Origin of the sequence: Curtobacterium sp. VKM Ac-2852 (assembly GCF_013205045.1) — a bacterium.
Lineage (GTDB): Bacteria > Actinomycetota > Actinomycetes > Actinomycetales > Microbacteriaceae > Curtobacterium > Curtobacterium flaccumfaciens.
In genome coordinates, this window is record NZ_JABMLI010000002.1 from 454,062 (window position 1) to 466,540 (window position 12,479).

The window sequence follows — 12,479 nt, forward strand, 5'->3', positions numbered from 1 at the left end:
TCGCGCGCGTGCAACTGGTGGCGCGTGCACGGGGCGACGATGTCGATGTCGTACGACGTCGACGGTGTCGCTCCCGTGCGCGTGCAACTGCTGGCGCGCGCAACGGGCGACACCGCACACCGACGCCGCACCCGCACCCCCCCCCCGCCCCCCGTTCGGGGCGACGCCTAACGCGGCGGACGACGGACTCCGATAGCGCCACTCGAGCACGGATCGCTCACCAGTTCGGCCAGGGATCGGCCACCACCGCACGGCGACGTCGCACTGACGACGCCTGACGAGGGGACCCTTTCGTGTTCGATTCCGTGACGAGCGTCGCGCTGCAGAGCGCACTCGACGGTCTGTCGATGCGCCAGAAGGTGATCGCGAACAACATCGCGAACATCAACACGACGAACTACCACGCCGAGAAGGTCCAGTTCGAGGACGCCCTGGCGAAGTCGATCGTGGACGGCGACGGTGCCACCACGCCGACGATGGCGCGGAGCCTCGAGCCGACGAACACGAACGGCAACAACGTCAACCTCGACGAGGAGACGCTGTCGAACATCGACACCGTGCTGCGGTACCAGTTCGCCACGCAGGCGATGAACTCCGAGCTCACGAGCGTCCGTGCGGCGATGCGGACGAACTCGTGACGACCTTCGACGCGATCGGCATCGCGAGCACCGGCCTGACCGTGCACCGGAAGTGGCTCGACGCCGTCTCGGACAACATCGCCAACGCGAACACCGTGAAGTCGATGGACGACACCGCGTTCCAGGCGCGCTACGTCGAGGTGCAGGAGGGCAACGGCGTCTCCGGCGCCTACGTCAAGGGCGCAGCGTTCGGCAGCGCCGCCGGCCGTGTGACCTACGACCCGGACAACCCGCTCGCGAACGAGGAGGGCTACGTCCGCATGCCCGACATCGACCTCGGCACGCAGATGGCGGACCTCATCATGGCCCAGCGCGGCTACCAGGCGAACGCCGCCGTGGTCGACCGTGCCAAGACCGCCTACGAGGCGGCACTGCAGATCGGGAAGAACTGATGCCCATCGACGCCGTGAACGGTGTGACCACCAACGCGATGACGAACGCCCTGACGAGTGTCTCGGGGACGTCCAGCGACCGCACGAACGCCACCGGTGCCGCCGGCGCGACCGACGGCAGCGGGTTCGCCGCGAGCCTCGGCAACGCCGTCGACGGGCTGCAGTCGCTGCAGAGCGACTCGAAGACCCTGGCGCTCAAGGCCGTGACCGGCAACCTCGACGACATCCACGACGCCACGATCGCCGCCACCCGCGCGCAGGTCACGCTCGAGCTCGTCTCCGCCGTCCGCAACAAGGGCGTCGACGCCTTCAACGAGATCATGAGGATGCAGGCCTGATGCCCGTCGCCGTCAAGAACGTCTTCGCGCGCCTCAGCGCCTACGTGAAGGGCTTCTCCGCCGCCCAGCGCACCATCGCGATCCTGGCGATCGCGGCGCTCGTGCTCGGCGGGATCGCCCTCGCGTCCTGGCTCGGCAAGGCGTCCTACGCGCCGCTCTTCACCGGGCTCGCCGCGGCCGACGCGAGTTCCATCACGGACCAGCTGCAGACCGACGGTGTGCCGTTCCAGCTCACCGACGGCGGCGCGACGATCCTCGTGCCGCAGGCGCAGGTGTACTCGGAGCGGCTCAAGGCGGCGTCGAACGGCCTCCCGTCGTCGAACGAGGGCGGCTACTCGCTGCTCGACAAGATGGGCGTGACGAGCTCGGAGTTCCAGCAGGACGTCACCTACAAGCGCGCGATGGAGGGCGAGCTCGCCAAGACCATCGGTGCGATGGACGGTGTGCAGACCGCCACCGTGCAGCTCGCGATCCCGGAGAAGTCGGTGTTTGTCTCCGAGGAGAAGGACCCGACCGCGTCGGTGTTCATCGCGACCGAGAACGGCACGCAGCTGAGCACCGACCAGGTGCAGGCCATCGTGCACCTGACGAGCGCCTCGGTCGAGGGCATGCAGCCCACCGACGTCTCGGTCGTCGACGCGAAGGGCCAGACCTTGTCCGCCGTCGGCACCGGTGCGACCGGCAGCGGCGCCGACCAGGCCGCCGACTACGACGCGGCGACGAGCAAGAAGATCCAGGACCTGCTCGACACCACGCTCGGCGTCGGCAACGCGACCGTCGTGGTCTCCGGGACGATGAACCAGGAGTCCGGCACCCGGACGTCCGAGAGCTACACGTCTCCCACGTCGGGCCCGGTCGCGCTGAACGAGTCGAGCACCACCGAGGAGTACGGCGCCGGCGCCGGCGCGGGGTCCGGCGCGACCGGGGTCCTCGGTCCGGACAACATCGCCGTCCCGAACGGCACCGCGACGAGCGGCACCGGCGACGACGGGTACAAGAACGAATCGGCGACGAAGAACAACGCCGTCGACCACACCACCGAGACCACGCAGATCCCCTCGGGCGGGCTCGACCGGCAGACCATCTCGGTCGCGCTGAACTCGAAGGCCGACGCCGTGCAGAACGCGAACCTGCAGAGCATCAACGACCTGGTGTCCGCCGCCGCGGGTGTCGACCAGAACCGTGGCGACCAGGTCAAGGTCGCGATGATGGACTTCGACACGAGCGCTTCCGACCAGGCCGCGAAGGCCCTCGAGGCCCAGCAGAAGGCCGACCAGCAGGAAGCACTGTGGTCGTCGATCCGCACCGCGGGCATCGTGATCGGCATCGTCCTCGCCGTCATCGCGATCATGTTCTTCGTCGCCCGCCGCAACCGGAAGCAGGAGCGCGAGGCCGTCGACCTCGGCGAGCTCGACGCCTTCGCCGGCGAGACGTTCCAGCTGCCCCTCGCGATGGACGGCGTCGACGACCAGGCGACGCTCGGCGCCGGTGACGCCCCGACCGCGGTGCTGTCGGCGATGCCCGGCGGGGACGCCCCCACCGAGGTGCTGACGACCGAGGAGATCACCGCCGAGCGCCGCCGTCAGGACATCTCCGCCCTGGCCGAGCGCGACCCGAAGCGCACCGCCGAGCTCCTGCGCGGGCTCCTCGACGACCGGGCACCGGTGTGAGCGCGCTGATGCCGAGCCCCGGCGGCGGCTCCGGTCCGAGCGACCGTGCCTTGACCGGTGCGCAGAAGGTCGCGCTCATCCTCATGCAGATGGAGACCGACCGCGCCGCCGAGGTGATGAAGCAGTTCACCGAGATGGAGGCCGAGGAGATCTCCGCCGAGATCGTCCGGATGCGCCGCGTCGAGGACACCGTCGTCGACCGGACGCTGTCGGAGTTCCACCGGATCACGATGAGCGGCCGCCTGCAGAAGCGCGGCGGCAAGGAGACCGCCCTCGGGCTGCTCGAGGCGTCGTTCGGCGCCGAGCGGGCCGCAGGCGTGATGGACCGTCTGGCCTCGAACCTCGCCGGCCAGTCGTTCGACTTCCTCGACGACGCCGAACCCGGCCAGGTCATCTCCCTGCTCGAGGGCGAGCTGCCCCAGACGATCGCGCTCGTGCTCGCCCACCTGGGCCCCGGGCAGGCCAGTGCCGTGCTCGCCGGGATCGACGAGCGCGTCCGCACCGACGTCGCCCAGGCCTTCGCCACGATGGGCAGCGCGACCCCCGAGGCCGTCGGCATCGTCGCCGGTGTGCTGCGCCAGCGCGCCGGGGCCGTCGTGTCGCCGCGCGAGAGCGTCGAGGTCGTCGGTGGCATCGCGCCCCTGGTCGACATCATCAACCGCTCGGACGTCGCGACCGAGAAGGCCGTGCTCGAGGGACTCGAAGCCCGCGACCCGGAGCTCGCCGAGGACATCCGCTCCCGCATGCTGACCTTCGAGGACATCGTGAAGCTCGAGTCCCGCGACATCCAGCAGGTGCTGCGCGGAATCGACTCGAAGATCCTCGCGACCGCCATGAAGGGCGCAGCCGGGCCGGTCGTCGAGACCATCCGCGCGAACGTGTCCGAGCGCAACCGCGAACTCCTCGACGACGAACTGCAGGCCATGGGCCCGGTCCGCGTCTCGCAGGTCGAGGAAGCCCGTGCCGAGGTCGTCCGCTCCGTGCGCGAGCTCGAGGCCCAGGGCGTCGTCACCGTGCACCGCGCCGAGGAGGACGAGCTCGTTGACTGACACCGTCGTGCACCGCGTCGCCTTCCCGGTGCTCGCCGACCCCGCCGGACGCGAGCGCGCGTCGAGCGCGGACGTCCGCGGGCACGCGGCCGGGTACACCGCCGGCCTGCGGGCCGCTCAGGCCGAGACCGACGCCCTGCGCAACCGGCTCGAGGCCGAGCACGCCGCGCGCGTCACCGCGCTGCAGGCCGACACGGCACGCCGGATCGCGGTCCTCGATGCCGCCACGAACGCCATGCTCTCCACGGTCGCACCCGTCCTGGCGGACGCCGAGGCGTCGGTCGCGAGCGCGGCAGTCGACCTGGCCGAGGCGATCGTCGGGAACGTGGTCCGCGCCTCCAGGCCCGCACACGACGCGACCGTCGTCGGTCCGGACGGACCGGGCAGCCGGGAGGCCCGGATCGCGTCCGGCGCGGAGGCCACCGTCCGGCGGGCGCTCGCGTCCGTGGACCGCACGATCCCGGTGGCCGTCCGGCTGAGCCCGGCGGACGCCGCGCGCGTCGCCGACCTCGACCTGCCGGTGCCGGTCGTCGCCGACGGCGCCCTGCGCGACGGCGACGCCGTCGTCGACCTGCCGGACGGCATGCTCGACGCGCGCATCGCCACGGCGCTCGACCGCGCCCGCACCGCTCTCGGGGTCGACGCGACGGGAACCGACCGGTGACCGCCACGCTGCTCCGTCCGCGCGGTCTCGACGAGGCGCTGCTTCGGGCCGCACCCCAGCGGGTCGGTGTGGTCACGAGCGCAGTCGGCCTGGGGCTGACGATCGCCGGGCTCGACGCCCGCGTCGGCGAGGTCGTCACGGTCGGCGCCGAGGACGGCGAGCAGACCGCGGTCGAGGTCGTCGCCACCGATGCCTCGGGCGTCCGCTGCATGCCGCTCGGCCGCCTGACCGGCGTGACCGCGGGCACGCCGGCGCGTCCGACCGGCCGCCCGGTGCTCGTGCCGACCGGATCCGGTCTGTTCGGCCGCGTGCTCGACGGACTCGGCCGACCGATCGACGACCGCGGCCCGCTCGAGGGTCCCGGCGGCGAACCGGTGACCTGGGTCCCGCTCGACCACGACACCCCGAGCGCGATGGCCCGGACCCGCATCGACACCCCGATGCAGCTCGGCGTCCGCGTGCTCGACACCCTGACCACCGTCGGCCGCGGGCAGCGCATGGGCCTGTTCGCCGGGTCCGGCGTGGGGAAGTCGTCGCTGCTGTCGATGATCGCGCGCGGGAGCGACGCGGCCGTCAACGTCATCGCCCTGGTGGGGGAGCGCGGCCGCGAGGTGCGCGAGTTCCTGGAGGACGACCTGGGACCCGAGGGGCTCGCCCGCTCGATCGTCGTCGTGTCCACCTCTGACGAGCCGGCGCTCATGCGCCTGCGTGCCGCGTTCGTGGCCACCCGCATCGCCGAGTCGTTCCGCGACGCCGGCCAGGACGTCGTGCTCATGATGGACTCGCTCACCCGCGTCGCGATGGCGCAGCGTGAGATCGGGCTGTCGGTGGGGGAACCGCCGGCCACCCGGGGCTACCCGCCGTCGACGTTCTCGGTGCTCGCGGGTCTGCTCGAGCGCGCCGGGACCGACCGCGTCGGCAGCATCACGGGCATGTACACCGTGCTGGTCGACGGCGACGACCACAACGAGCCGATCGCCGACGCGGCCCGCAGCATCCTCGACGGCCACGTCGTGCTCGACCGCAAGCTCGCGATCACCGGGCACTTCCCGTCGGTCGACGCCCTCGGCTCGGTGTCCCGCGTCGCCTCGAAGGTCACCCGACCCGAGCAGCGTGCCGCCGCCACCGTGCTGCGGAAGGTGATGGCCGCCCGTGCCGGCGCCCAGGACCTGCTCGACGTCGGTGCGTACCAGCGCGGGTCGAACCCGCTCGTGGACGCCGCCGTCGACCACCAGGGATCGATCGACGCGTTCCTGCGCCAGGGCATGGACGAGCGGGCGACCGCCGACGCGTCCTGGCAGCGCCTCGGCGGCCTCGTGCAGCAGCTGGGGGTGTCGTGATGGCCCGCCGCTTCCCGCTCGCCGGACTCCTACGCCTGCGTCACACCGAACAGGACCGTGCCGCCGCCACGCTGGCCACCGCGAACGAGCGCGTCCGTGACGCAGCCGACGCCCGGATCGCCGCACGCCGGAGCCTCGCCGACAGCGAGGACGCCCAGCCCATCCAGGACGCCGCCACCCTGAGCGCCGTCGCCGCAGCACGTGCCGCGACCCGCGGGATGCTCGAGGAGCTCGACGCCGTGGTGCAGAACCGCCGTGCCGACGCCGACCGGGCACAGCAGGACTACACCGCCGCCCGTCGTGCCGCCGTCGGCCTCGAGAAGCTCGAGGGCAAGCACACCGAGCAGCAGGCGGCCGAGGAACTCCGGACCGAACAGAACGCCCTCGACGAGATCGCGGCACGACGCCGCACGGAAGGTGGTGCCCGATGAGCGTCGAAGCGGTGCTCTCCCGGATCTCGGAGATCCGGTCCCAGATCGACACGCTGCGCGGCGGGACGGCCACGGCTGCCCCGAGCGCGTCCGCCACCGGCGGTGCCGCGGGGTCCTCGGCCTTCGCCGACGCCCTCGCCACCGCCGACGGCACGACCGGCGCGGCGACCGCTGCCGGCGCGACCGCAGCAGCCTCCGCGACGGGCACCCGTGCCCCCGCGACCTCGGTCGACGCCGGGGCCGGAACCCTCGCCACCGGCAGCGGTGCGACCGGCGCCGACGTCGTGGCCGACGCGAAGAAGTACCTCGGTGTGCCGTACGTGTTCGGCGGGGAGACGACCGCGGGCATGGACTGCTCGGGCCTGGTGCAGACGGTCTTCAAGGACCTCGGGGTCACGATGCCCCGGGTCGTGCCGGACCAGGCGAAGATGGGCGTCGAGGTCGGCTCCCTGAAGGACGCGCAGCCCGGCGACCTGATCATCCCGAAGGGCGAGGGCCACGTCGTCATCTACGTCGGCGACGGCAAGGTGCTGCACGCGCCGCGCCCCGGCAAGGACGTCCGGATCGTCGACAACTGGTACTCCCAGGGCGACATCGCGACCATCCGCCGGATCGTCCCCGCACAGGCGGCCCCGGCGGCCGTCGCCGCGCCGACCGCCTCGACAGCGCGTTCCGCGACCGACCTGCAGACCGCCGCGCTGTTGTCCATGATGCAGTCCGGGAGCGCCGCATGAGCCTGACCATCGCCACCCAGCCGTCCGTGTCCACCGCACCGGGCCCCACCCGGGGTGCATCGTCCGACCCCGCTGCTGCCGGGTCCTTCGGCGCAGCACTGACCGCCGCCGTCGCGACCGAGCGGCGCCCAGGAGACGGTGCCGCCGGGCGGGACGACACCGACGGCCGCACGGCGGACGGCTCGGCCGCGACGCCGAGCACCGCCGCCACGCCGTCCGCGTCCGCGTCCGCGTCGGACCAGTCGGTGCTCGCGACCGGTTCCCCGTCGGTCGACGCGCAGGCGCTGCTCGCCGCCGGACTCGTGACCGTGGCCGCACCGACCGCTCCGGCGGGCCTCACGAGTGGCCCGGAGGACCAGTCGGCCACCGGCGCCGCCGAGACGCCCGCTGGCGACCAGCACGTCGCCGTGGCCACGGGGGTGACCGCCGGAACGACTGCGACACCGGCGTCGGTCAACGAGCACACCTCGACGCCGGTCCCGTCGACCCCGGCGCCGACCACCGCCTCCGCCACGGCGGCCCCGCAGCAGACACCGGCATCGGGCGGTGCACGCCAGAACGCCGCCGGAGCGACGACGGGCACGGCGACCACCGCCGTGTCGCCCGCTGGCACCGCGTCTCCGGCCGCCGCCGCGACGATCGTCGCGGGCGCCACCCCCGCGACCACCACAGCCGCGACGACCGCTGTCTCGGCGACCACAGCCGCGACCGACGTGGCGACCACCGCCCCGGCGGCCGCTCCCGCGATCGCGGCCCCCGCCGCCACCCGCACCACCGACGGCGACACCGCCACCGTGGCCCCGGGCCAGGCGCCGGTCGTCACGGCCGCCCCGGCAGCCGGCACCGGCTCCCGAGCCGGCCACGGGACGGAGCAGCAGGCGTCGACGCCGGGTGATCCGGGCCTCCCGGCCGTCGCCCCCAGCCGCGGTGGCGAGACGCCGTTCGTCATGTCGACGACGCCGACCGCCGCGCCCGCCGCGACGACCGCGCCGGCCCCGGCACCGCTCGCGCAGCAGCTGGCGCGACCGGTGTTCTCGCTCGCACAGGCCGGCCCCGGCGAGCACGTCGTCACGGTGCAGGTCGTGCCGGAGAGCCTCGGCCCGGTCACGGTCCGCGCGCACGTCACCGCGCACGGCATGCACGTCGAGCTGTTCGCCGCGTCGGACGCCGGCCGCGAGGCCGTCCGCCAGGTCCTGCCGGACCTGCGGCGCGACGCGGCCGGCACCGGTGCGAGCACCACGCTCGACCTGTCGTCGCAGAACCAGCCGCAGGACGCGCCGGGTCGCGACGAGCGTCCGGCCGCGCGTGCCCTGCCTGGCGACCCCGGCCTGGAGGCGCGGGTCACCCCGCGCGCGCAGCCCACCGCCCACACGCCCTCCATCCGCACCGCGGGACTCGACGTCCTCGCCTGATCCGGCTCACGAACAGGAACTCACCATGCCCATCGACGGCATCACCGGCAGCGTGGACCCGACCGCGCAGGCAGCGGCCCTGGCCGCCAACTCGACGGCCCAGAAGTCCCAGACGATGGACTCCGAGGTCTTCATGAAGCTGCTCGTCACGCAGCTGCGCAACCAGGACCCGTCCTCGCCGATGGACACCAACCAGATGATCAGCCAGCAGACGCAGCTCGCGATGATGGAGCAGATCACCAACCAGACCACGACGGGGAACGAGAACTTCTCGCTCCAGATGCGCATCGCCGCAGCGAACCTCGTCGGCAAGCAGGTCAGTTACACCGACGCCGACTCGGGCAAGTCCGTCACCGGGACCGCCTCGGCCGTGTCGTACGCGAACAGCGTCCCCACGGTCACCGTGAACGGGAAGGAGGTCGCTCTCGACGTGATCTCCGGCATCACCACCACCGCTCCGGCGTCCTGACGCCCGCTCGTTCCTTCCTCGTTCGTCCTCGTACTCCCTCGTTCTTCCTCGCTCTTCCTGCCTCTCCGAAAGGACGCACCATGCTCCGCTCGCTCTACTCCGGGATCTCCGGCCTCCGCTCCCACCAGCAGATGCTCGACGTCACCGGCAACAACATCGCCAACGTCAACACGGTCGGCTTCAAGTCGTCGACCACCGTCTTCCAGGACACCCTGTCGCAGATGACCCAGGGTGCCGGCGGACCGCAGACCGGCATCGGCGGCACGAACCCCGCCCAGATCGGCCTGGGCGTCCAGGTCGCCGGGGTCTCCACGAACTTCTCGCAGGGCTCGGCGCAGGCCACCGGCAAGGCCACCGACCTGATGATCTCGGGCGACGGCTTCTTCGTCACCCGCCTGGGCAACGACACCGTCTACACCCGCGCCGGAGCGTTCGACTTCGACGCGGACGGCCGCCTGGTCACCGCCGACGGCAAGATCGTGCAGGGCTACCCGGCCACGAACGGCGTCGTCAACGAGAACGGCCAGCTGTCCGACATCACGCTGCCGCTCGAAGCAGCGGCCCCGGCGGTCCGCACCACCGCCGCCACCGTCGCCGGCAACCTGCCGTCCGAGACCGCGGTCGGCCAGACCATCACGCGCGAGGCCACCGTGTACGACGCCTCGGGTGCCAAGCACACGATGTCGCTCGCCTACACGCGCACCGCCGACGGCTGGGACGTCACCGGGCGCAACGGCCAGGGCACCACGGCGACGACCTCGCTGACCTTCGGCACCGACGGCAAGCTGACCGCCGGCGGCACCCTCGCCGTCGGTGGCATCCGGGTCGACATGGGCGACCTGACCGGGTTCGCCTCGCTCAACACCGCGGCGATCGGCTCGCAGAACGGCCGCGAGGCCGGCGCGCTGCAGGGCTACTCGATCTCGAAGGACGGCACCGTCACCGGCACGTTCTCGAACGGCGCATCGCTCGCGCTCGGACGCATCGCCCTCGCCACGTTCGCCAACCCGGCCGGCCTCGAGAAGACCGGGGCGTCGGGCTACCGCGCCACCGCGAACTCGGGCGGTGCGACGGTCGGCGGTCCCGGCTCGGCGGGCGTCGGTTCGCTCGCTGCGGGGACGCTCGAGATGTCGAACGTCGACCTGTCGCAGGAGTTCACGAACCTGATCGTGGCGCAGCGTGGGTTCCAGGCGAACGCCCGCATCATCACCACCTCGGACGAGGTGCTGCAGGAGCTCACGAACCTGAAGCGCTAGGCGCGGGGGCTCGCGTCGCGGGCGCTCGCGTCGCCGGCCGCTCGCGTCGCCGGGTGCTTGGTGAGCAGGAACGGTCGGGTGCTGAAGGGGGACTCGACCGTTCCTGCTCACCATCGTTCGTGGTGCAGGGAGTTCGGCGCCGGTTCGTGACGAAACGCTGCGTCGCGACGTCTCATCGGTGCGATGCGCGAGAACCACGACACCGACCACCAGTCCGACCACCAGTCCGACCACCGCTGCTGCAGCGTCTTCGACCGCTGGCGGTGTGATCGACCACCAGGCCACGACGGCGTGCACGAGTCGCGTGCTCCCGGCGGCCGCACGAGCTGGAACGACGCGCTGACCGGGCGGCGGCTCGGGGAGGTCTGAGCCCGAGCGGGTATGGTCAGCGCATGCTGACCATTGCCTCGCGGCACGACGTGCTGAACCGTCTCGGGCGGGCGCTCTCCGACCCCACGCGTGCGCGGATCCTGCTCCGGCTGCTCGACGAACCCGGCTACCCGGCGCGGCTCGCCGAGGAACTCGAGCTGACGCGGACGAACGTGTCGAACCACCTGGCGTGCCTGCGCGGCTGCGGGATCGTCGTCGCCGTGCCTGAGGGGCGTCGGACCCGCTACGAGATCGCGGACCGCAACCTCACCCGCGCGCTCGAGTCCCTGGTCGACGTGGTCCTGGCGGTCGACGTCGCCGACGACGACGGATGCGAGGTCGAGCGGTGACCACGGCTGCGATGTCGCTCGCGCCGGCCCGTGTCGGCGTGCTCCGGCAACGGATCAGGTGGATCGTCGCGGCGACCATCGCCTACAACGTGATCGAGGCCGTCGTGGCGATCGCCGCCGGTTCGGTGGCGTCCTCCACCGCGCTGATCGGCTTCGGGCTCGACTCGATCGTCGAGGTCCTGTCGGCAGCGGCCGTGGCGTGGCAGTTCGCCGCGCGTGACCCGGAAGCCCGGGAACGAACGGCGCTGAAGGTGATCGCGGTCTCGTTCTTCGGGCTCGCCCTGGTGGTCAGTGTCGATGCCGTCCTGACCTTCACGGGTGTCCGGTCGCCGGAGCACAGTCCGGTCGGCATCAGCCTGGCCGCGGTGAGCCTGGCGGTCATGCCGTTCCTGAGCCTCGTCGAACGGCGGACCGGACGCGAACTCGGCTCGGCGTCGGCGATCGCCGACTCGAAGCAGACGCTGATCTGCAGCTACCTGTCGGCGGCGGTGCTGCTCGGCCTGCTGGCGAACAGCCTGTTCGGCTGGTGGTGGGCCGATCCGCTCGCAGGACTCGTCGTGGTCGTGTTCGCCGTGCGCGAGGGTCTCGAAGCCTGGCGCGGTGACGCGTGCAAGCAGCCGGTGTCGGCACTGACCGGGGAGCGCGAGCGCGAGGGTTGCGACTGCTGCTGATCGGAGTCTGCCTGTGGCCGGCGGTTCAGCCGGCTTCGGACTCGCTGACGTGGCTGACCGCGTCACCGACGATGTGGGCGATGTGCTCGTCGTGCAGCGAGTAGACGGCGTTCCGCCCGATGCGCTCGACCTGCACGATGCCCGCGAGCCGCAGCGTGCGAAGGTGCTGGGACACCAGGGGCTGCGACAGCTCGGTCGCTTCGGCGAGGGAGCCGACGTCGGAAGGCTGGGGAATCAGCGCGGACAGGATCCGGAGTCGGGCGGGCGAGGACAGCGCCTTGAAGAGTTCGGCTGCTGCTTCGATCCCGTCTGACATGGACTCATGTAAGCGCACGCGCATACGTGCATGCAACACGACGGCCCCGGCGCGGTGCGTCGGGGCCGTCGTGCAGGTCCGTCGATCGGTGCTGATTCCGGGCCTGCGCTGATCAGGAGATCAGTGCTCGTCGTAGTGGTCGCCGTGCTGGGCGTGCTTGTGTCCGTCGTGGACGAAGTCGACGTGGTCCTCGTGCTGGACCGTCTCGTGGCCGCAGCCGTCCTGGTGGGTGTGCTCGGCGACGGTGTGCTCTGCGCTGTTCTCGTGCTCGGCCATGGTGACCTCCTGCTGATCGTCGGTTGGGATGCCCTCAGCGTAGATTACATATGCAGAAGTAGCAATACATTTATAGATGAGAACCGGTGTCAACTCCGGGACCG

General features: G+C 71.9%; 17 protein-coding genes. 15 read left to right on the forward strand and 2 right to left on the reverse strand.

Annotation, left to right across the window (positions count from 1 at the left end; all coding sequences use genetic code 11):
- The first annotated feature begins 293 nt into the window (after positions 1-293).
- The 15 genes from HQQ79_RS08555 (at position 294) to HQQ79_RS08625 (ending at position 11,783) form a co-directional block, all read left to right on the forward strand.
- Positions 294-638 (forward strand): flagellar basal body protein, encoded by a 345-nt coding sequence (locus HQQ79_RS08555; RefSeq protein WP_017886135.1) that lies wholly within the window; start codon positions 294-296, stop codon positions 636-638.
- Complete coding sequence (locus HQQ79_RS08560) at positions 635-1,030, forward strand: flagellar basal body rod protein FlgC (protein ID WP_071244596.1); 396 nt, start codon at positions 635-637, stop codon at positions 1,028-1,030. Before HQQ79_RS08555 ends, HQQ79_RS08560 begins: the two co-directional genes overlap by 4 nt.
- Positions 1,030-1,368 (forward strand): flagellar hook-basal body complex protein FliE, encoded by a 339-nt coding sequence (gene fliE / locus HQQ79_RS08565; RefSeq protein WP_173033700.1) that lies wholly within the window; start codon positions 1,030-1,032, stop codon positions 1,366-1,368. Before HQQ79_RS08560 ends, fliE begins: the two co-directional genes overlap by 1 nt.
- Positions 1,368-3,038, forward strand: a complete 1,671-nt coding sequence (gene fliF / locus HQQ79_RS08570; protein WP_173033702.1) for a flagellar basal-body MS-ring/collar protein FliF — start codon at positions 1,368-1,370, stop codon at positions 3,036-3,038. Before fliE ends, fliF begins: the two co-directional genes overlap by 1 nt.
- Before the next feature lie 8 nt (positions 3,039-3,046).
- Positions 3,047-4,087 carry a flagellar motor switch protein FliG gene (gene fliG, locus HQQ79_RS08575; protein WP_173033704.1) on the forward strand — a complete coding sequence of 347 codons (1,041 nt, stop codon included), beginning with the start codon at positions 3,047-3,049 and terminating at the stop codon, positions 4,085-4,087.
- Complete coding sequence (locus HQQ79_RS08580) at positions 4,080-4,751, forward strand: hypothetical protein (protein WP_173033706.1); 672 nt, start codon at positions 4,080-4,082, stop codon at positions 4,749-4,751. Before fliG ends, HQQ79_RS08580 begins: the two co-directional genes overlap by 8 nt.
- The gene (locus HQQ79_RS08585) at positions 4,748-6,091 is read left to right on the forward strand and encodes a FliI/YscN family ATPase (RefSeq protein ID WP_110863829.1); all 1,344 of its coding nucleotides are present in this window, start codon (positions 4,748-4,750) and stop codon (positions 6,089-6,091) included. The genes HQQ79_RS08580 and HQQ79_RS08585 overlap by 4 nt, the downstream gene beginning before the upstream one ends.
- A complete protein-coding gene (locus HQQ79_RS08590; protein WP_071403924.1) occupies positions 6,091-6,522 on the forward strand; it encodes a flagellar FliJ family protein in 432 nt (143 codons plus the stop codon). Before HQQ79_RS08585 ends, HQQ79_RS08590 begins: the two co-directional genes overlap by 1 nt.
- The gene (locus HQQ79_RS08595; protein WP_027465519.1) at positions 6,519-7,256 is read left to right on the forward strand and encodes a C40 family peptidase; all 738 of its coding nucleotides are present in this window, start codon (positions 6,519-6,521) and stop codon (positions 7,254-7,256) included. The genes HQQ79_RS08590 and HQQ79_RS08595 overlap by 4 nt, the downstream gene beginning before the upstream one ends.
- Entirely contained in the window at positions 7,253-8,668 is a 1,416-nt protein-coding gene (locus HQQ79_RS08600; protein ID WP_173033708.1) for a flagellar hook-length control protein FliK, read from the forward strand. Before HQQ79_RS08595 ends, HQQ79_RS08600 begins: the two co-directional genes overlap by 4 nt.
- Before the next feature lie 25 nt (positions 8,669-8,693).
- Positions 8,694-9,137 (forward strand): flagellar hook assembly protein FlgD, encoded by a 444-nt coding sequence (locus tag HQQ79_RS08605; protein ID WP_027465521.1) that lies wholly within the window; start codon positions 8,694-8,696, stop codon positions 9,135-9,137.
- A gap of 80 nt (positions 9,138-9,217) precedes the next feature.
- Positions 9,218-10,393, forward strand: a complete 1,176-nt coding sequence (locus HQQ79_RS08610) for a flagellar hook protein FlgE (protein ID WP_173033710.1) — start codon at positions 9,218-9,220, stop codon at positions 10,391-10,393.
- 183 nt (positions 10,394-10,576) lie between these two features.
- Positions 10,577-10,762: a hypothetical protein gene (locus tag HQQ79_RS08615; protein ID WP_173033712.1), complete on the forward strand. Its 186-nt coding sequence runs from the start codon at positions 10,577-10,579 to the stop codon at positions 10,760-10,762.
- Positions 10,763-10,785: 23 nt separating this feature from the next.
- On the forward strand, positions 10,786-11,112 hold the full coding sequence (locus HQQ79_RS08620) for a helix-turn-helix transcriptional regulator (protein ID WP_111101187.1): 327 nt from the start codon (positions 10,786-10,788) through the stop codon (positions 11,110-11,112).
- On the forward strand, positions 11,094-11,783 hold the full coding sequence (locus tag HQQ79_RS08625; RefSeq protein ID WP_173033714.1) for a cation diffusion facilitator family transporter: 690 nt from the start codon (positions 11,094-11,096) through the stop codon (positions 11,781-11,783). The genes HQQ79_RS08620 and HQQ79_RS08625 overlap by 19 nt, the downstream gene beginning before the upstream one ends.
- 25 nt (positions 11,784-11,808) lie before the next feature.
- Here the strand turns inward: HQQ79_RS08625 and HQQ79_RS08630 are convergent, their stop codons facing one another.
- Positions 11,809-12,099: a helix-turn-helix transcriptional regulator gene (locus tag HQQ79_RS08630; protein ID WP_071244608.1), complete on the reverse strand. Its 291-nt coding sequence runs from the start codon at positions 12,097-12,099 to the stop codon at positions 11,809-11,811.
- Positions 12,100-12,219: 120 nt separating this feature from the next.
- On the reverse strand, positions 12,220-12,375 hold the full coding sequence (locus HQQ79_RS08635) for a hypothetical protein (protein ID WP_017887460.1): 156 nt from the start codon (positions 12,373-12,375) through the stop codon (positions 12,220-12,222).
- Between the last annotated feature and the right edge of the window lie 104 nt (positions 12,376-12,479).